The sequence below is a fragment of the Candidatus Zixiibacteriota bacterium genome (genome assembly GCA_029860345.1).
Taxonomy (GTDB): domain Bacteria; phylum Zixibacteria; class MSB-5A5; order GN15; family FEB-12; genus JAJRTA01.
Window position 1 is genome coordinate 91846 of record JAOUBJ010000016.1, and the last position, 19619, is coordinate 111464.

A 19619-nucleotide genomic window follows, 5' to 3' on the forward strand; every position below is an offset into this window, starting at 1 on the left:
CAAGGTGGAGTTGGCGTATTTTTGTGGTGGCAACAGAAAAGGGACAACACCTTTCGGTGCTGTCCCTTGTTGTTTCTGGTGAGGAGAATCTACTGTGCTTATAGGCCGGATCAGTTGGTGTCCGAGTCAAGGTCGGCAGCGCGATCCTCCGGTGGCCTTTTCATGTTATAGTTGCTGTGTTTCTCAAGCGGTTGACCATGGGCTATCGGATGTAGATACGTACCGATCTCTGCAGCCGGTTTGTCAATCTCATTATCCATTCGGTTTGCGTTGGCAAAGGCGTCATGTCGGACGCCGGTCACCTGCCAGGATACTTCGATATTTGGCTTGTTTGTTCGAATGGTAAATTGGTTATCCTGTATCTTGTCGGCAATGATTGCCTGAGCAAACTCACCAATCACAGTCAATTGGTATCGATAGTCCATGTTAAGCGCTTCGAAATAAACGGGCATAGTTACCGTTGCGAATCCGTCGGCGTCGGTTGTCACATTGCCATCATAGATGTTCTTCATTTCAGGCGACTCAACAACACTGTGCATGAGGTACCTGTTCTCAGGATCCAGCGGGTGGTCGATTCGGCTTTTTCCACCTCCCCATAAGATTGACGACTGAACGAAAATATCTCCATCGAAGTAACCCGCAGCGTCCCAAATGCTGCCGCCGAAGACGGTCGCGTAGATTCCCCACGCCCGGGGAGTTGTACTTGAATAACCATGGGCGTAAAAATACCCCCCAATGGTAGTGTCCGCAGCTGAGGCAAATCCATAGACTCCATGGGCCCTATCTCTATCGTCGTTTCCATTCGCGAGAAAGTATCCTCCATAAGTGCTGTCTGTATCGTATGCGTACCCCTTGACTCCATAAGCTGTTTGTGAAGCTTCGCCGGCAGCGCCAGAGAGGCCATACGCCCTCGATCCTCCTAGCGCTTGGGCCCTCACTGCGTAGCAATTAGAACCAGAAACAGTTCCCGTCGACACGGCATCGAAGAAACCGGCCGTTCCTGCTCCAGCGGTATAGAGTTCACCCCGGATGGCCTGGACCTCTGGTCTCCAGTCCGTGAATGTTGACCTTGCCACTGCCTTGACCGCTGTGGGCACGCCATAGTTACTGTTTTCTACATAGCTGTATAACCCCGTTACGTCCTCTGTGCTGTTAGTGTTCCGTTCCAGATGCATGAGCGAGATCGGCGTGCTTGTCCCTATACCGATGTTACCGTTTGATTGGAGAAAACGCATACGCGCGATTCCATCGCCGGTAGAAATGAAAACGTTGCTGGAGTCAGCATGTAAGTTTCCGACGCCGTAAGCATCACCGAAACGAATCTGCGCGTCCCCAGGAGGGGTGCGAACATCCAGTTTGGCCGTTGGGCTTGAAATCCCTATTCCTACGGCGTCTGTGGTCGTCGCCAGACTAACGGTTGAGCCACCATCGATCCAGCCGCTGCCACCGCCGGACGGCGCCTGCCAGCTTCCCAAGCCAGTGGCATCCGAGGTCCACACAGCACCCCCCGACGCCCCGGTTGGAATCTTCAGGCCGGTGGCTTGTAACGTGCCTGCGACATCAAGTTTCTCAGCAGGCGAGCTTGTTCCAATCCCGACGTTTCCATCGGATTGGCTAATAGTAAGACGCGGGAGTCCGTCACCGGTGGCGATACTTATGCTACTACTCCCGGCAATCAGGTTTGCAACGCCGAAGCCGTCACCAAAACGAATGATGGGCTGACTCGATCCGGAACTGCGAACTTCCAGTTTCGCATCACCGGACCCAACTGTTCCGACACCGACCCATTCTTCTTCCATATTCACATGTAGCGGCCAGGCATCGAAAGCAGACCCTTCACTAAAACTGCTTTGCAATGTAAGATTGCTTGGAAACGTCAACCTGAAATCGTCAGCAGTGGAGCCAAGGTTGCTGGTCGTTGTCAGATCACCGGTAACCAGGCCGCCGGCGGCACCGTCGACAGATTCGGTCTGTAGGGCATAAGCAACGGATACTAGTCGGACGCGAGGCGCATACTCCGGATCGGATTCCACTTTGATTCCCAGCCAGCGCTCGGGGCCATCAAGCACGGCGGGTGTTATTGGTGAGACGCTTCCCAGCTTGACGGCGAAAAGACCATCGATCACGGGCACCGTCTGAGTTTCGGACCATTCGACAGTTCCGCTGGACTCTGCATCGTATATTGTGAACAAAACCGAATAGTCGCCGTCGGCAATCGGATCGCCCGCAGTATCGATCAGGCGTCCCTGGTAGCTGATCATGTTTGGCACGGCCGCCACCACGGACAGAGGCAACAGGACAAGCATGGACAAGAGTAGGAGTCTTCGCAAACACATAGGATTCCTCCGGGAAGAATTGGGTTTTCAAGCGGTACTTGATAAGGATACCAAATTTGTCCTATTCTGTCCAGTATTTTCTTGGTCAATTTTGTCCTCTTTTGTAGAGATGATGGGTCTTTGATGGGTGTGAGAGTGTACCGGTAAACTGAACCAGTGCGAAACGGTTCTCAAGAGGGACTTTATTGGAGTAATCATGCGCACGAGGAACGACAAAACTGCCTGCCCGACATTTATGTTGACTCGGTAGGACGGTGGAGGTTTCCTCATTAATATAGAATTAGCAATCCGCCTTCGGTCCGACACGCGTGCTTCTGTATCCGATTTGCCTGAATAATGCGCGCCTCGCCTGGTAATACTACCGAAGGTTGAAACTGAAAAGGAGTACCGATGTCCACAATGTTTTGGGTTTGGCTGACGGCGGCAGTTGTCTTTCTGATTCTGGAGCTGATGACGCCAACCTTTGTATTCGCCTGCTTTGTGGTCGGCTCGGTTGTCGCCGGAGCCTTTGGTTATTTCTATCCGGAGAGCTACTACTGGCAGGTCGGCATTTTCGTATTGCTGACCACGGTGTTGCTACCCTTGACCAGAACGCTGGCCAAAAAGATTACCAAAGAGTCGCCGGAGAAATCCAATATTGACGCCCTGATCGGCAAGGTTGCCCTGGTCACCAAAGCAATCGATCCCGACCTGGGTGGACAGGTGAAGATCGAAGGTGAAGTCTGGGCGGCGCGCGCGGACGAACAGATATCGGAAAATGAAAAAGTCAGAGTGGTCAGTATCTCCGGGACAAAAGCCCACGTGGAGAGACTGTCTGATACAAAGGAGTAAAACATGAATCCCGCATTAGCAGTAGCTCTGGGCGTGGCGGTCTTATTCGTCATCATCCTGGTGTCGATGTCGATACGCATCATTCGCCCGTTTGAAAAAGGTCTAATTGAACGACTGGGCAAGTATCAACGGTTGCTCGATCCCGGGTTGAACATGATCGTACCGTTTTTTGATACGGTCATCAAGGTCGACATGCGTGAGGTGGTGCTCGATGTACCACCACAGATGGTGATAACGAAAGACAACGTCAATGTCGAAGTCGATGCCATCATCTATTGTCAGGTCACCGACCCGGTTCGGTCACGGTATGAGATCGCCAATTACATCGTTGCCGCCACCAAGCTGGCCCAGACGAATCTGCGTAACGTTATCGGTGAGATGGACCTGGATGCCTGTCTCTCCTCCCGTGACACGGTCAACGCCCAGCTTCGTGACGTTCTCGATGAAGCTACCGACAAGTGGGGGGTGCGAGTCAATCGCGTCGAGATGCAACGGATCGACCCGCCGCGAGATATTACCGATGCGATGAGTCGCCAAATGAAAGCCGAACGTGATAAGCGGGCGACTATCCTCGATGCTGAAGCTGTTCGACAGTCTGATATCACCAAGGCCGAGGGATACAAACAAGCGAAGATTCTCGAAGCCGAGGGTAACGCCGAGGCGGTGAAAAAGAGAGCCGATGCCGAGATGTACCGTCAGGAAACTGTGGCCAAAGGTGAGGCTCAAGCGATTCTCAATGTATTCAACGCCATTCACGCCGGAAAGCCGGACGAGAACCTGATCACTTTGAAGTATCTCGAGATGTTACCGAAACTGGCCGAAGGTGAAGCCAACAAGATTTTCCTGCCGTATGAAGCGTCCGGGATCATTTCATCTCTGGCCGCCATGGTGGAAGGTATCAAAGGCAAGGCTGACGGCCCGGCCAAGACAGATGCGGCCGTGGCGCCCGCCCAAAACGTGGAAGCAGATTGATCCGAACCTTGGGGAGGGGTTTTAGGAGGCCGGGTGGTTTAGGCCACCCGGACTTTTTGTTATCAAAGTACCTTGTCTTTGTGCATCGACCATGCGATCGAGCAATGGTCGCATCGCATTCGCAGGTCACATTCGACCTCAAGGCCAAACCGTGATCAGCCGATACCTATACAATGTCGGTCATCGGATATACCGGCAGTAGTTTAGACAGTGTAAAGAACATAGGAGCTGATTCTGCAACCTATCCCCAAATTGACAAATCGGTCCGGCACGATGCTTCCGATCTCGACCAGGCGGACTTCTGATACCGGAGCAAATCAGCCAAACTACGAGTACCCACGGGAGCCCTGACCTTATGCAAACGCAGGAAATGATCCAGCAAGGCGAAGCCTTGTTCGCCGAAGGTAGGCACGACGAGGCCGAAAAGCGGTTTCTGGAAATACTCAAGAGCGATAGCAGCCGGAAAGAAGTCCACAACAACCTTGGTGTGATCGCATTCGAGAAAAACGACATGGCCCAGGCCGCGGCCTACTTTGAAGCTGCGCTACAAATCGATCCGAGCTATCAGGACTCGCTGGACAATCTGGAAGCTGTGAAAGATGCCGCCACAGCGGGACCGTTTTCGGGGCATAAGGCTGCTGCGGGAAAACTTTTGACCGATGCGCGGCTGGCGATTGTCAACACCCTTGGCAACAAGTTCAATGATATCTACCGGAACTACTTCTCCGAAGACAATGATGTCAGAGTGATTACTCCGCGGACCGTGCAGGACTTGGCAGAGGTGGCTGAGTGGGCGGATATCATCTGGTCTACCTGGTGCAACGAGGCTACGGTGCACCTGTCGCGCCTGGCCAATTGCCCGCCACTGGCAACCAACATCCGGAGCTATGAGATTCTGACGCCGAACCTCATGACCGGTGTCAATTGGACAAAGGTCGACGGGGCCATATTCGTGGCCGATCACATACGAGAGATGGCCAACGAGATGTGGTCAAAACAACTCTCCGCCGTTCCTCAAACCACTGTCCACAACTGTGTGGAACTTCACCGCTATCCCTTCTACGAAAACGGACCCGGCCGCGATGTATGTTACATCGGCTATCTGAATCACAAAAAGGGCATCGGGCTGCTCCTGCAATGCATCCGGGAGGCAGTAAAGATCGACAAAGCCTATCGGTTTCACATTGCCGGGTCTTTTCAGGAAAAGAGATTCGAGGTGTACATGAAACACCTTGTTTCGGAAATGGGACTTTCAAGCCATGTGGACTTCTGCGGATGGGTGAAGGATGTGCCTGCTTTTCTGAAAGAGATGAACTACGTCATATCGACCAGCCCATGGGAAGGTTGTCCGAACAACATTATAGAGTCCATGGCCTGCGGCATCAAGCCTCTCATCCACAACTGGCGCGGGGCGAAAGACATCTTCCCCGAGCACCTGGTCTTCAATTGCCTTGATGATTTTGCGCGGCTGCTCACTTGCTCGGACTACGAGTCGCAAGCCTACCGTCGATATGTGGAGGTGAATTTCAATGTGGCTATCAACCTCCCGCGGATTAACGCTTTTCTGGCCACAGCGTTAGAACGCAGCGCGAGTACGCCAAAGACGGTTGGCGTTTCGCCGGTGAAGTCGACTTCGTAGAATCGTAGAATCACATTGGGCGCAGGAGGCGTGTCTAAGGGGGCGTATTTGCTTTGGGCTGGTTGGCATTATCGAGCTTGACAACGGTTGTTTGTTTTCTATATTGATGGCCTTGTACCGCGGGGTGGAGCAGTCTGGTAGCTCGTCGGGCTCATAACCCGAAGGTCAGAGGTTCAAATCCTCTCCCCGCCACCAAATTCGAGTCCCTGAGGCATGACAGCTTCGGGGGTTTTGTGTGTTTGCCTTGGTGGGGGATTTGCATGTTCATCGTGTATGTCATTGAGTCCCGTGAGGGTTATAGATATACCGGTTATACTCGTGATTTACAGAAGCGGCTTGATCAACACAATTCGGGTGTGTCTCGCTGGACGAAACGTGGTTCGGATTGGAGATTGGTGTATTCGGAGAAGTTCCCCGACAAGACGGATGCATTGAAAAGGGAGCTCTACCTGAAAAGCGGACACGGTCGCGAATACATCAGGTTGAAACTGAGTGGCTCATAGTCCGCCCAGGCGGATCAGAGGTTCAAATCCTCTCCCCGCCACCAAATTTGAGTCTTATAGGCACTTACGCGAGGAACCAAGGGCCGATGACCGTAGGGTCGCAAGCCCGAAGGTCAGATTGGTGTTGGCTGTTGGTGTCTGGTATTGTCTGCTACTTGGGCTATTGCTCGCCAGTATGTCCAGGAGATACCATCTAAACCCCCCCTGGATTCAAAGTGCTCCGAAAAACCTGCTTGAAGGGCTGGTATAATTCGCGTGATGGTGTTATGTTACGGTTGAATATACACAGATTTCAAATCTACAATACTACTGAAAGGAGTCTTGGATGGTACGCCAAATCATTGCTTTAAAAGCGGCAATTCTCCTACTCATGGTTTTTGCCCCACTAGCTTTCGCCCAAGATATAGTGGAACCGCAGCTCCCTGGACACATCGAACATGGTGATGCACTTGGTGCAACAGACGAATCTAAGACGGACTCCGATGCGAAAGCAAGCCCATCTTCCAGGAAAGTCTTTCTGCCTCTAACGGAAAGCGAGTTATGGGATTTCATATGGCGTCAAAGTCACATGCAGGGAAAGGACTTAACTACCGCCGAAAGGAAGAGCGAGTTTAGGAAGGCCGTTGAGAAAATGAAGAAGTATATCGATATCAATGCCAACGGAAGCATCTGTGTTGGCGGTGTCTACAAGGTCTGTAGTCAAGTGGACTTGAACAATCTCGTTTTTGGTAAAGAGGAGACGACTGGATTCGGGGGCGGGATAATGATCAAAATAGGAGATTTTTCCGTCGACATCTCAGAGAAGTTCGACCGTGGACATCTCGGACCTCCTGGCGCAGATTGAGTAGAAGCCGACTACTTAAGTAACGCACTGAATGTCTGTTCACCAAAGGTTTGTAGGGATGAGAAAGGAACTATCCTCGGAGAGTTCTGTGCTGTCCGCGGCAACCACGGCAAACACACCCTTCGTCTGTTCAGCCAAACAAAGAACGGACTCACAGAACGCCCCGGGGGTGAGGCTCTCTATCACTTGCCAGAGTCAATCAAAGCTCCCAGAAGGATCTGGCTGGCTCCTGACCAAATGTGTTCCAGAACGCTGGTCGCGGCCATTCCCCTTTGGCTGCCTTTCTAGGATGCACGCTATGAAACACCGCCCGACAGCAGCGAGTATCACCACAATCTATGGCATAGCTAGACCGAGTTTAACATACACCCCCTTCTAACACTTCTCTAACAAAACGAGCTAGAACAACAGATAATAAGAGAAAACACCAGACAACGTGATTCCCGTAAGTCTTTGCTAGTATTACAGGATAGTGTCTGGTGCCTTCTGTTGCTCGGACAAGTGAGCAAGCTCAAAACCCGAAGCACATATTATGTGGTTGTCGAAGGTTCAAATCCTTCCCCCGCCACCAAATTACTACACCACAATAGGTTGCCGGTCTATTGTGGTATTTTCTTGTCCATGAATAATTGGCTTTCTAACAAAACTCATTCTTGCAGTTCCGGTGGCTATACAAAAAGGGACAGCAGGTGAGTGCTGTCCCTTTGGAGTTTATGCCGCTGTAATCCCGGTTGCTTACTAGCACCCTCCCGGAGCGGGGCCGCCGGTGAACATGTAATCAACCAGATAGACCAGGTCACTGATATCCGGGTCACCGCCGGAGCTATCAATATCAACCTCTTCGGCGCAGGGCGCCGCCGGACCACTGTTGAACATGTAATCGACGATATAGACCAGATCGGCTATGTCGATTCCGTTACCGGCATGGTCGATATCACCCCGCACTGCGCAACAGCCTTCGACAATTACATACGGCGTCACTGCCATGTCGTTGAAAACCACAGAATCGATATTGATAATTAGAATACTGGCAGAGGCGGCCGTGTCATACACTACGCTTGGACTTTCCGGCAGAAGCTCTAAGACGTCTCCGCTTATTGCTGATCCTCCGGTGAGTGTTACCATGGCTGAAGCACCCCACTCAAATCGCTGCACCCACATATCAACAGCTACGTTTTTCTTTACGTCAACCGTCTCATATCCGCTGTGATAAGCTGAGGGTGAACTATTTGCTAAGGCCGCTGCTAGAGACAGTCCTCCGGCGGTTCCTACTAACAAACTATCATTGTAGAGATTGGCTGTAAATGTCGATGCACCCATTGCGGTAACATCAGATTCAATGTCCCAACCGGATGCTGTTTTTGTAAATGATGACGATACTGTCAAATCATTTGGGGATGTTGTTGAGAAGACCATTCCTGCATCTTCTTGTAACGTGGAAGAGGGATCAATATTCTCCCATGTCACACCGAAGTAATCTTTACCCGACACTACCGATTTTACTGGAGGTACATAAACCGGACCGGTAAGCGATACAAACACTCCTCCGGTTTCAGTGGTAAAGTCATCATCATCACGACCCATCAATCCAGCTGTCAAGTCGTTATCAGCAGCTATGATGTCATCATCATCATGACCCATCAGGCTGGTCGCATCAATAGCCCCTATAGTAAGATCGTCAAACATCCCGATCTGTGCATTGGTAACATAGAGAGGGCTGAAATAAGCCGCTGTTACTTGAATTGACTCAGTCGGTGTAAGACCCGGGTCGTATGTAATCGGACCCTCGGCAACTATAGAGATTCGATCGGCAGTTACAGGCGAACCACCTGAGAGTGTAACAGTATGAGGAGCATCAAAAACGATAATCATCGCAGGAATATCACCTGTCAAGTCATCATCATCTCTACCCATCAGTCCGGCAACAATAAGCTCATTTACCGATTCACCGATAAGCAATGCCGGTTCACCGGTCTGTCCAACTTGTTGATCAGCTTGAACGCTACCATTATAGGCTGTTACCTTGTATGACAATGCGCCAAGTGGAGATAAATCTACATTGATTTGAACTGTGTCACCCCAAATAGGTCCAGTTATGGACATCGAGCCAAGAAGGGCATCAAGTTCACCCATCACCTCAACACTAATGATTGCACTATCGGGGAAAGAAGTTGGGTCTATCGGTCCTAAGGCTACAACACCAAAATCGGCGGCTCCAATATCAAGCTTAACACCGTCCTCACCGCTTGACCCAATATTGGAAATCACTAATCCGGCATTTTCCAAATCACCGGCATCAAGTGAAGCGGTTCCAAGTGCACTATGGAAAATACCAAATGCATTTACATTATCTAAATCACAAACATCACCAACGCCATCATTATCAGAATCAATCTGTAAGGGGTTGTAATCTTCGGGGCAATTATCACAAAGTAAACCGAATCCATCGTCGTCATAATCATTACCGAAGCCCCAAGTATTCGGACAATCATCACAAGCATCACCTGCACTATCACCATCTGTATCAATTTGATCAGGGTTAGCAACATTGTCACAATTATCGCAATGATCGCCTATAGCATCACTATCAGCATCTTCCTGACCAGGATTACCAGCGTTTTGACAGTTATCACAAGCATCACCTACACCGTCCCCTTCTGCATCTTCCTGACCCGGGTTGTAATCAAATGTACAATTGTCTTGTGAATCAGCAATCCCATCTCCATCTGCATCCGATATATAAGTGCCATCACCAAGAAAGACAGCGATACGATCGGGCGACTTCAAGGAAGTCAGAAAATCACCAATACCGTCATTGTTCACATCACCTCCCCGAGAAATATCAAGACCCATACGAGCCTGCGCCGCGTCACCAACAATTGTCAGCATGACAGAGCCATCATAGCCGGAGTAAATCCAGATTTTACCGAGGCTGCCGGCACCGCTGTGTTTGGATATGGCAAAATCATCATAGCCATCGTCATTAAAATCCCCTATTGCCTCAAAATCGGTAGGGAAAGTGGAACTATTGGGAAAGAGTGGTGGAATGTCGAGGTATGGAGTAGCAGGAGGGTCGTTGAAAAAATCTGCCTTGCCCAACCAGAGTCTGGTATTCCCATTTCCTCCCTTGCTGGTATAGAGGACATCATTATATCCGTCTCCATTAGCATCAATCGGTCCCGCAACCCACGTATTAGGTTGTGGAACCGGGGCACCATTCGCGTATCCCCAAGTGAGTAAATCGCTCTCACCGGAAGTTGTAAGGAGGTACATATTATCACCAAATCCGTAGTCTGAGCTACCACCTGCGTCAATGTCACCATAGTTGCACATGTAGCTAAATCTGTAGCCTGCACCCCCACCGTACTGGCGATCAACCGAAAATGGCCACGGCGTTATCTCTCCGCCTCCAGGTAGTAGTGCTTCCAGGTCCAATTCAACACCCCGATAAAGTTCAGCATACGTTCCGGCTATAAAGTTAGTGGAGCGCGTGACAATAAAATCATTCAACACCGGGGAGGCGCCCGGATCAATATCCCCGGCCGAGGTGGCGGATTTGCCGTATCCACGGTGCTGACCAAGGGCCACTCCGTCTATCCGTGACCAATGGGTCTCTGTCCTAGTTCCACGACCATAGATTATATAGAAACGACCTTCCCATGTACCCTCATTCGGCTTATACTTGCAGACGTTCGGGGCACATGCGGCCAGGTCATCGACACCATCACCGTTAACATCACCAATGTTGTCAATATCCATCCCAATTCGATCCCCACCTGATATAGGAGTCCCGTAGACATCTGTGCAGTTCCAGTCAAAACCTTCGAATGTGTAGAGAGTATCCGCCATAGTAACATTCATAGGATCAACAGGATTTCCGGTAAAGAAATAAATCCTTCCCCTATCATTCGCACCCAGACCGGGTGCTGCTATAGCAATGTCATCGTAGCCATCTAAGTTGACATCGCCTGCGTTGCAGACTCTTCCAACATTTTCGGCACTAAAACCGGCCGGTGCTGGTATCACCATGTAGGCTTCGGGGATGCTGATCTGCGGCTGTGCCTGTGCAGACAAAGCCACCACACACAGAATGGCAATTGTCGTGAGTAAGCTGTTACGGATTGTTCGCATAGTCGTCTCCATTTCCGTTAGGGTAGTTTCTTTGCGGGACCAATAGGGGAGCTTCAGGGGTTGAAGCGTCTACGGGGGGCATGTGTCATGAATCGGATGTAATCTCCTGTTGTAATTGGACCAAACATATCCCTTTTATCCTAAATGTCAAGGACTTTCCCGGACGCAGCCCGACGCGTGAAACGGCCCAGGTATCGACATGTCGACTGTATTTTCCATTTTATTCGCATTTCCCTCTGCCAAGCAGTCTTCTAACAGAACGAGCAGGAACAACAGGTCGTAAGAGAAAACACCAGACAAAGTGTTTCCTGTAAGTATCTGCTGATACTACAGGATAGTGTCTTGTGATTTTTCTTGTCGGGGCATCTGAGCAGGCGCAGAGTCGTACGCCAAGGCAGGCATGCCACAGTCGTAGTCTCAAACCAAATCCCCAATACCAAACATGGTTCCATTGGCTGTTGCAGACTGCTCATACTTGGCGAAATCAAAGTCAATCTGGAGAACAACAGATCCTTTTTTTCAAATGAACCGAGCACTCGGTGCGTTTTGTTTTGGTATAAAGTCAATCAGTTTAGCAACGATACGAGGCGTGATTACACAGATGGCTTCAAACGGTCGATACAACTAATCTTCAAACTCCAAGGAGGGTAAAATGCCCACTATCAAGAAAAGCCATGTTGGCTTATCACTGGTTACGTTAGCGACAGCGCTAATCGTATTCTTCTCCTTGTCCTTCGGCGATGAAGGCAACAAGGAGTATAGCGATGATGCTAAAAACATTATGAATCTTGAGAAGCAGTGGTCTGCCAAGTTCTCAGAAGGTGCTTTGGACTGGATTGTAAGTTTGCACACTGAAGACGCAATTCAGTTCCCGCCTGGTGCTGATTTGATTCAGGGCAAGGAAGCATTGAGGAAAGCTTGGGCTGGAATGATCAATACGGAAGGCTTCGAAGCTTCATGGGAATCAGCTGAAGTGTTTGTGTCGAAATCAGGTGACTTGGCATACGACTATGGGTCATTAAAAATCACAAATCCGGATGGCTCAAAAGCGAATGCCAAGTATGTTGTTGTTTGGTCGAAAGTCAATGGAGAGTGGAAAGTTGCTGCAGACATGTTCAACATGAATGGTAACTAAAGGAAGTAGTTCATACATAGATATCATCAGCTATTAGCTTGCGAGTAGCCGAACATAGGTATTCTCGTGTCGGTTAGTTTTGACGATCTGGATAATCCCAGAAGCTATTTCAGCGTTGAACCACTTACCAATAACACGCACTCCCTTCTAACAGTCTCCAACAATAGGAGCAGGAGCAACAGATAATAAGAGAAATCACCAGACACTGTGTCTCCGATATGTAATTGCTGTTACTGCGGGATTGAGCCTTCGATCTCGGGTGTCGATCCCCCCATCCAAATCTCTGTCATTGGAGCCTGACAGCAAGACATCTGTCAAAGAAATAACAAAAATGGCTCCATTTAGGCCATATTCTTCTCGCGATAGTGCGTATATCTAACAAGGTGTAACAAGGTCGTACTGGTCATTTGTCGCCCCGAACCAAACCGGGATCGGCTGTTTGAACGACCAAAAGAGCGAAAGGAAGTTTCGTTATGCAGAGATTCATGATTGAAGTGCCCCACGAGGCCGAGAAAGTTGCCTGTCTTCGTGCTATTAAAATCCTTCAGGAAACTGGCTCTCATTATTTGACCAACGCCGACTTCGGGTGCGAAGATGGAGTCCACAAAGCCTGGATAGTCGTCGAAGTCGATGACAAAGAGCAAGCCAGAAACATACTGCCCGGTGTCTATCGACCCACGGCCAATATTGTAGCTCTAAGCAAATTCTCACGGGAGGAAATTGAAGAAATGCTGCAGCATCATGACGACTGACCATTCCCATCGGTAGCCGGTGTCTCGGCGCCTGGGTGACGAGACGGAGTGAACAACAGAGAGTCGAAGTCGGACAGAAATCAAATCGAAAAACGAGCCAATCTGTTCCGCCACAAAAGCAGGTGCCGATCTTCGTGCTCGAAAACAGATTTGAAAACAGAGCAGCCTATCAACGCTGGATAATGAGGAGAACAGAAAATGTCGGCGAACACATTTTCCACGAAAGTAAAGCGTCTGGATGATACATCGGTCGAACTGACACGACAGACATTGGATGAACTCCAGGCACGATTGCAGGGGGATTTGATTACACCAGGCGAGCCGGGCTACGATGAATCGCGCACGATCTGGAACGGTATGATTGATCGCAGCCCGGGGCTGGTTTCCCGCTGTTTGGGGGCTGCCGATGTAGTCGCGTCGGTACACTTCGCACGAGAACACAACCTGCTTCTTTCCGTTCGCGGTGGGGGTCACAACATCTCGGGGCTGGCCCTTTGTGATGGCGGCATGACTATCGACATGTCCGGCATGCGCGGTGTGTGGGTAGATTCCAACGCAGAAAGCGCACGGGTGCAAGGCGGCTGTATACTGGGCGACGTTGATCGAGAGACACAGCTCCACGGCCGGGCGGCTGTGATTGGCTTTGTATCAAAAACCGGCGTCACAGGACTCACGCTCGGTGGTGGCTTTGGATACCTATCTCGGAAATACGGTTGGACCAGCGACAATGTGGTTTCGATGGAGCTGGTAACGGCTGAGGGAAAGTTGGTGCGAGCCAGCGAGGAAGAAAACAGTGATCTCTTCTGGGCCCTCCGGGGTGGTGGCGGCAATTTCGGCGTGGTGACTTCGACTGAGCACAAGCTCTACCCGGTCGGTCCTGAGGTGATGGCCGGCGCAATCGCCTGGCCGGCTGAAGATGCCCGGGAGGTGCTTGAGATGTACGGCACGTTGATGGAGAAGGCGCCACCCGAGTTCAACTGCGCGGCAGCTCTACGCCTGGCGCCGCCGGCGCCCTGGCTGCCCAAAGATGTTCACGGAAAACTGATTGTGGCTCTCTTTGTGATTCATGCCGGTTCGGTTAAGGAGGGAGAAAAAGTGGTGGCTTCGATAAAGTCGTTCGGCACGCCGGTTGGCGATATCGTTCAGCCTCGCTCGTACATCTCGCAGCAGAGTATTCTCGATGCGACCCAGCCCAACGGTCGTCGCTATTACTGGAAGTCCGAGTATATGCCCGGTTTTCAGCCCGGTTTGTTTGACAAGGTGATCGAGCATGCAAAACGAATCGTCTCGCCGCATTCGGCCGTGATCCTGTTCCCTCTCGATGGAGCGTTGAATAATCTCCCGCAGGACCATTCGGCGGTGGGCAACCGTGACGCCAGGTTGGTTTTGAATATCACGGCCTCATGGGAAAAGCCTGTCGACGACCAGGCCAACATTGATTGGGCGCGTTCGGCCTGGAGCGATATGCGAAGTTTCTCGACCGGCGGCACATATATTAATTTTCTCACCGAGGAAGAGATCGGTGATCGCATTAACGACGCTTATGGGGAAAACTACCAGCGTCTGGTTGAAATCAAAACAAAGTGGGACCCAGACAACTTCTTCAGAATGAACAAAAACATCGCACCAAACGGCTAGCACCCATAACGACTCTTGACAGGGAGTGGAACCCAAGTAGACAGTTCGCAAAGAGCGTCCAGTGCCAAGCTGTCTCGGCAGCTAACCCAACCAGAAACTGCCACACGTCACAACCATACAAGCAGGCTCAGGGTTGACCAATGCCGTACTTCTTAATCCGGTACCTGAGGACGTCACGAGTTACGCCGAGCATGGCCGCCGCTCTCGTTTGGTTACCATCAGAAGCATCCATGGCCCGGCGAATCATGTCTGCCTCGACTTCATCCATGGACATCCCGTTGTTCACCAACTGCGGATCGTGGGCGTCGGTCATGGGTCCGGAGCTGGTTTCGGAGCCGAGTACCAGGTGGCCGCGTTCCAAATCGTGACCGGATTCCAGGAGCACGGCACGTTCGATAGCATTGCGAAGTTCACGCACATTGCCCGGCCAGCTATAGCGCATCAAGAGCTCCCGGGCGCCGGCTGTAATAGATCGAAAGTTCTTGCCGAACTGTTGATTGAACCGTTTGAGAAAAAACTCGGCCAGCAAAACAACATCGGAGCCTCGATCGCGCAGTGGTGGTATCTGGATGGGGATGACGTTGAGGCGATAGTAGAGATCACGACGAAACCGTTTTTCATCGACCGCTCGATCAAGTTGCATATTAGTGGCGGCAATGATCCGGGCGTTGGTTTGGATGTCGACAACGCCCCCAACCCGTTTGAACCGCTGTTCCTCAATGACCCGCAGGAGCTTGGCTTGCATGGCCAGGGGACGATCACCGATTTCATCGACCAGCACGGTGCCGGAGTCGGCCAACTCGAACAATCCGCGTTTGACGCTACGCGCATCCGTAAAGGCGCCCTTCTCATGGCCGAACAGTTCGGACTCCATGAGATTGTGCGGTATCGTGGTGCATTCAATGGTCACAAACGGCTTGTCGGCACGGCGGCTTCATCGCGTGGCGTGGCAACCGTGCTAAAGCAGCGTAATCCCAATGTTAAGATAGTGGTCGTTGAACCGGGCGAATCCTCTGTCTTGTTGGGAGGTCAGGCAGGACCTCACAAGATCGAAGGGGTGGGCATTGGATATACTCCGCCACTCTGGAATCCCAGTCTGGTGGATGAGATTATCGCGGTCAAGACCGATGACGCCAAAGCTATGGCCAGGAGACTGGCCCGGGAAGAGGGACTCTTTGCGGGAACGTCGTCGGGAGCAAATGTCATTGCTGCCATTCGAGTAGCAGAGAGGCTGGGACCGGATGCTACGGTAGTTACTTTAATGGTGGATTCCGGTCTCAAGTACCTCAGTACGGATGTTCACAGAGGATAGAGGTTTCATCTCTCCAGACATCCGGTGCCGGTTACAAGAAAGGCCAGGAGCACGAGGCTCCTGACCTGCTCAAAACTCACCGCTATAAGCCTACTTTCCGATCACGACGGTATCACATCCTTCGGTGGTGATTGTCACCGGTGTATCCCAAAACCACGATCCAGAGTAGGTTCCTGGTTTGACCAGCACCAGCTTGGCATCACTAAGGGTAGCGTTGGCCGTGACGATCGCATGATCCAAGGTTCCCTTTGGCTCTTCTTTGGTGCCTTCATCGGTGTCAGAGCCGCTCCCTTCATCGATATAGATGGCATAGCCGTTCTCGCGGATACCGCAATTCGGCAGACAGTCCGGAAGGTCGTCTTCATCACAGGCGCCTTCACAACTGTTGCAACCCTCACCGTCCCACAGCCCGTAGCATTTGTTCCGCTGTTCGATCCGGCCCGGAATATCGAAGTAAGTAAAGTACTGATCCCGCCCGGTCGAAACCCAGTTGGACCACCAGGCGATACCGGAATCATTGACGCTCGCCGATGAAGAAGTCCCGAATTGGCCGGTCCGCTGCATTATTCGCACTGCCACCAGTTCCTCGCACCAAAAGCACATGTGTCGCTTGTCGCGCAGGTCAATTTCAGGTTCACCGGCTTCATCGTTGCAGACATAATTCACATGTCCGCCGTTCATGAGGCACTTGTATTCGGAGTGCCAGACACTATCCTCGTTCACACCTCCCTTGAAAAGATTTCCGACGAGGGAAAAGACATCGGGATTGTACTGACTTCCGGGGGCGAGATGCTGCCACAACTGTTCGTTGCGCCTCTTGCTGTAGGCGTAGTTGGATAGGTTGAAGATCGACAGGCTGTCATCGTGGGGATTACTCCCGGTAGATGCGGCGTCGCGATTGTCAATGTACTCATCCCTCAGATAGCCAAAGGTGTGTCCAAATTCATGTATCTCGTTGGTGCCCATACCGATTTTGATATACTTATCGGTCGTCAGATCCTTTACCCGAAAAGCTCGTCCGCTAACCGTACTGTCCGTACCGTCGCCTTTTCGTAAGAACATGCAGATATACAGATTCTCGTAAGTGCTGGCCATGGCGCTGATCAGGTTACTGCCGTCGACTGAGTTGTCCAGGGTCGAGGGATGCCGTGTGGTCACCTTTGGCGCCGGCAAGTCATCGATGGACTGATACAATCTCGCCCGAAAGACACTATCCTTACCCGTGCTACCTGAAGTCCAGCCGCTCGATGAAGTCTTACGGTCAGAGTCCAGTTTTACCGCATAGTAAGAATTCCTAAGGGAGTCCTCCGGACCGTCACACCGAGCCGTCGATTCCTCAAACAGAGCCCGGACGCGGAACGCCTGTTTGTAATAAGTGTAGGGTCTGACAACCATAATATTGTTGTACAATGTGGTACATCGAGCGAAGAAGGAATCAGCGTCGGCGGCCAGGTATCCATCGCACAACATCAGGATGTCTATTATCTCATCGGTGCCAAGGGTAATGGAATCACCCGGGTTGCCTGTAAAGTCGGGTACTTTACGCGTACCGTCCAGGGGGTAAGGATCAATCTGCTCGAGCGTGAAGGCCATCAGTTCCGGCCCGAAGATCAAGACTAATCCCAGGATCACAATAAGAAATCGAAGCGTTTTCATTTTCATGTCTCCCGCATCCTACTGAAGTGTCACCAGGACCAGGACATAGCCCTGCCCGGATTCGAGGGACGACATTGCTTTTCCAATGATCGTGCCGGGTGCTCGCCTGAGGTCCGAGGCAAGCATAGCGTGACCGACGGTAGAAGATGTGGTCAGCATGTCACCCGGTTGGACCGCGCCGAAAGATGCATCGACCAGACAATAGACGCGACCGGTCAGAGCAACAGCGTAATCACCGTCGGTGATAGTACCGCTCTGGCCCATCATCATGCCCGGCTTGATACCGTTGGCGCCACTGATGATTCCGGCTACGGCCGGATCGTATGCGCGTCGGCTGACTTTGAGCTGTCCGATCTGTTCTGAATCGATAGAAACAACCATCCCCGGTAAGGGGGCGATTCCGTCAACTGTTTTCCTAATATTGAACTGCTCCGACAGGTCGGAGCCACCGGTTATTTCGAGCACCTCGGTAGTCACGCGACCGTCGCCGCCGGCATCGGAGGTTTCCAACTTAATGGCCGATTCGCCAGAGGCGTTGCGCAAAATGATCTTGGCTGCATTGTTGTCGTCGGCATCCACGAGTACGGTATGATTTCCAATATCATTGTACATTGATAGCATTCCACCGCCGGAAGAGGAGGCGACCTGCAGGCTGACAATCTGAGTGTTGCCGTACTGATTGCGCATATAAATGCCGGGCAGATCGGATTGGTCCGCCTCAAGCCACATGGTAACAGCGTTATTGCTGTTGTAAAACCAGGCTACTCCACCACCGCCCGCTTCCTCTTCGCCGTCAAAACGAAGTCCGTCTCGTTCGCCCGACTGGCCCAGAGACAGGAAACCGCCATCAGAGCCGCTTTCGCTAGCTTTCAGCTCGGCCGTCTGGAATCCATTGGGCCCGTGGGCTGTCAACGAGCCGCCGAACAGTGCACCGGTGTTCAGGTGGACCGAACCGGCCGTGCCTTTATCATAAACACCTACATGTTGGGAAGAACCATCCACGTCAATTGCGGGTGTGCCCGCATCATTACTTACAGTGAGATATCCCGCGCCAAGCAAATCACCAACGAGCTTAATCCGTTCTGCTCCGGCTGCGTCGTGAACGGAAAGATACCCACCACCATCCGGGGGGCCGACCGGATTGAGCGTTAGTTTGGTATTAAAGACGTTGTCCTGGACTTCGACATTGCCGCCTCTGAAAATACCGGCGGGTCCACCGCCGTCATTAAATGCAGTGAAGGCTGGACCAGTACCATTTGTTGTTGTTATGAGAGCAGACTCTGTGTTAGCGACGTTGCCAATCTGAAAATAGCCTGCTCTCCCAAGACCACTATTCAATACTTCAAAAGCGTTTCCTCCGGCTGTACTTTGCAGGGAGATGTCACCGGTCACCGTTCCACCGGTCGTCTTGTCAATACTGGCCACGCGGTAAGCATAGGGATAAGCGGCCAGTTTGGTGCGTGGTTCTATTGATTCACCATCGACCATTACTTCCATCCAAAGGGTGTCCTGATTAAAGAAGACTGAGTCGGGAATACCACAGGCCGGGCAGGACGAACCCAGATAGTGGTTAAGCTGACCGTCCACAATATCAATTGAGGTTACTTCGGCCCACAGAAAAGAACCGCCGGTCGAATCGGCATAAAGAAAATAACGAACGCTCAGACCGTTCTGGGTGAGTGGATCACCCATATCGTCGGTTAATACGGCCTGATAGCTCATCTGCCGGGGAAAGTCACCGGCTGTCACAATTGCGGCGCAAACCATCACATAAAAGAAGACCACCGCTCGGGAAAATACCATCATCTTGTCCTCCTGAGACAGATTATTTAGATGATTAGTCGTTCCATCGATCAAAAGGTTCTGTTGG

13 protein-coding genes and 1 tRNA gene are annotated in these 19619 nt (G+C 51.4%); 9 read left to right on the plus strand and 5 right to left on the minus strand.

What is annotated here, in order from left to right; genetic code table 11:
* Positions 1-110 precede the first annotated feature (110 nt).
* Positions 111-2336: a hypothetical protein gene (locus tag OEV49_14910; protein MDH3892363.1), complete on the minus strand. Its 2226-nt coding sequence runs from the start codon at positions 2334-2336 to the stop codon at positions 111-113.
* Positions 2337-2726: 390 nt separating this feature from the next.
* Between OEV49_14910 and OEV49_14915 the strand changes: the two genes are divergently transcribed.
* From OEV49_14915 to OEV49_14935, 5 genes are all read left to right on the plus strand, one after another.
* Positions 2727-3167, plus strand: a complete 441-nt coding sequence (locus OEV49_14915) for an NfeD family protein (protein ID MDH3892364.1) — start codon at positions 2727-2729, stop codon at positions 3165-3167.
* 3 nt (positions 3168-3170) lie between these two features.
* Positions 3171-4139: an SPFH/Band 7/PHB domain protein gene (locus OEV49_14920; protein ID MDH3892365.1), complete on the plus strand. Its 969-nt coding sequence runs from the start codon at positions 3171-3173 to the stop codon at positions 4137-4139.
* Between the two features lie 355 nt (positions 4140-4494).
* Positions 4495-5778 carry a glycosyltransferase family 4 protein gene (locus tag OEV49_14925; protein MDH3892366.1) on the plus strand — a complete coding sequence of 428 codons (1284 nt, stop codon included), beginning with the start codon at positions 4495-4497 and terminating at the stop codon, positions 5776-5778.
* A 118-nt stretch (positions 5779-5896) separates the two neighbouring features.
* A tRNA-Met gene (locus OEV49_14930) sits at positions 5897-5973 on the plus strand.
* Positions 5974-6606: 633 nt separating this feature from the next.
* Positions 6607-7125, plus strand: coding sequence for a hypothetical protein (locus OEV49_14935; protein ID MDH3892367.1), 519 nt, complete (start codon positions 6607-6609; stop codon positions 7123-7125).
* Between the two features lie 738 nt (positions 7126-7863).
* Here OEV49_14935 and OEV49_14940 read toward each other — a convergent pair.
* The gene (locus tag OEV49_14940; GenBank protein MDH3892368.1) at positions 7864-11256 is read right to left on the minus strand and encodes a thrombospondin type 3 repeat-containing protein; all 3393 of its coding nucleotides are present in this window, start codon (positions 11254-11256) and stop codon (positions 7864-7866) included.
* A 652-nt stretch (positions 11257-11908) separates the two neighbouring features.
* Here OEV49_14940 and OEV49_14945 point away from each other — a divergent pair.
* The 3 genes from OEV49_14945 to OEV49_14955 all read left to right on the plus strand — a co-directional run bounded on the left by OEV49_14945 (position 11909) and on the right by OEV49_14955 (position 14781).
* Positions 11909-12391, plus strand: coding sequence for a DUF4440 domain-containing protein (locus OEV49_14945; protein ID MDH3892369.1), 483 nt, complete (start codon positions 11909-11911; stop codon positions 12389-12391).
* Between the two features lie 473 nt (positions 12392-12864).
* A complete protein-coding gene (locus OEV49_14950) occupies positions 12865-13143 on the plus strand; it encodes a hypothetical protein (protein MDH3892370.1) in 279 nt (92 codons plus the stop codon).
* A gap of 198 nt (positions 13144-13341) precedes the next feature.
* Positions 13342-14781 (plus strand): FAD-binding oxidoreductase, encoded by a 1440-nt coding sequence (locus OEV49_14955; protein ID MDH3892371.1) that lies wholly within the window; start codon positions 13342-13344, stop codon positions 14779-14781.
* Positions 14782-14908: 127 nt separating this feature from the next.
* Here OEV49_14955 and OEV49_14960 read toward each other — a convergent pair whose 3' ends face one another.
* Positions 14909-15655, minus strand: a complete 747-nt coding sequence (locus OEV49_14960; protein ID MDH3892372.1) for a sigma 54-interacting transcriptional regulator — start codon at positions 15653-15655, stop codon at positions 14909-14911.
* Between OEV49_14960 and OEV49_14965 the strand changes: the two genes are divergently transcribed.
* The gene (locus OEV49_14965; GenBank protein ID MDH3892373.1) at positions 15632-16093 is read left to right on the plus strand and encodes a pyridoxal-phosphate dependent enzyme; all 462 of its coding nucleotides are present in this window, start codon (positions 15632-15634) and stop codon (positions 16091-16093) included. The two genes, OEV49_14960 and OEV49_14965, sit on opposite strands and share 24 nt — an antisense overlap.
* Before the next feature lie 90 nt (positions 16094-16183).
* Here the strand turns inward: OEV49_14965 and OEV49_14970 are convergent, their stop codons facing one another.
* Both OEV49_14970 and OEV49_14975 read right to left on the minus strand, forming a co-directional pair.
* Entirely contained in the window at positions 16184-17749 is a 1566-nt protein-coding gene (locus OEV49_14970; GenBank protein ID MDH3892374.1) for a M64 family metallo-endopeptidase, read from the minus strand.
* A gap of 18 nt (positions 17750-17767) precedes the next feature.
* Positions 17768-19555, minus strand: coding sequence for a hypothetical protein (locus OEV49_14975; protein MDH3892375.1), 1788 nt, complete (start codon positions 19553-19555; stop codon positions 17768-17770).
* Between the last annotated feature and the right edge of the window lie 64 nt (positions 19556-19619).

Excerpts from the sequence above, each read along its gene's own strand:
- OEV49_14910 (MDH3892363.1), bottom strand. The coding sequence starts at position 2,336 with ATGTGTTTGCGAAGACTCCTACTCTTGTCCATGCTTGTCCTGTTGCCT.
- OEV49_14915 (MDH3892364.1), top strand. The coding sequence starts at position 2,727 with ATGTCCACAATGTTTTGGGTTTGGCTGACGGCGGCAGTTGTCTTTCTG.
- OEV49_14920 (MDH3892365.1), top strand. The coding sequence starts at position 3,171 with ATGAATCCCGCATTAGCAGTAGCTCTGGGCGTGGCGGTCTTATTCGTC.
- OEV49_14925 (MDH3892366.1), top strand. The coding sequence starts at position 4,495 with ATGCAAACGCAGGAAATGATCCAGCAAGGCGAAGCCTTGTTCGCCGAA.
- OEV49_14935 (MDH3892367.1), top strand. The coding sequence starts at position 6,607 with ATGGTACGCCAAATCATTGCTTTAAAAGCGGCAATTCTCCTACTCATG.
- OEV49_14940 (MDH3892368.1), bottom strand. The coding sequence starts at position 11,256 with ATGCGAACAATCCGTAACAGCTTACTCACGACAATTGCCATTCTGTGT.
- OEV49_14945 (MDH3892369.1), top strand. The coding sequence starts at position 11,909 with ATGCCCACTATCAAGAAAAGCCATGTTGGCTTATCACTGGTTACGTTA.
- OEV49_14950 (MDH3892370.1), top strand. The coding sequence starts at position 12,865 with ATGCAGAGATTCATGATTGAAGTGCCCCACGAGGCCGAGAAAGTTGCC.
- OEV49_14955 (MDH3892371.1), top strand. The coding sequence starts at position 13,342 with ATGTCGGCGAACACATTTTCCACGAAAGTAAAGCGTCTGGATGATACA.
- OEV49_14965 (MDH3892373.1), top strand. The coding sequence starts at position 15,632 with ATGGCCGAACAGTTCGGACTCCATGAGATTGTGCGGTATCGTGGTGCA.
- OEV49_14960 (MDH3892372.1), bottom strand. The coding sequence starts at position 15,655 with ATGGAGTCCGAACTGTTCGGCCATGAGAAGGGCGCCTTTACGGATGCG.
- OEV49_14970 (MDH3892374.1), bottom strand. The coding sequence starts at position 17,749 with ATGAAAACGCTTCGATTTCTTATTGTGATCCTGGGATTAGTCTTGATC.
- OEV49_14975 (MDH3892375.1), bottom strand. The coding sequence starts at position 19,555 with ATGATGGTATTTTCCCGAGCGGTGGTCTTCTTTTATGTGATGGTTTGC.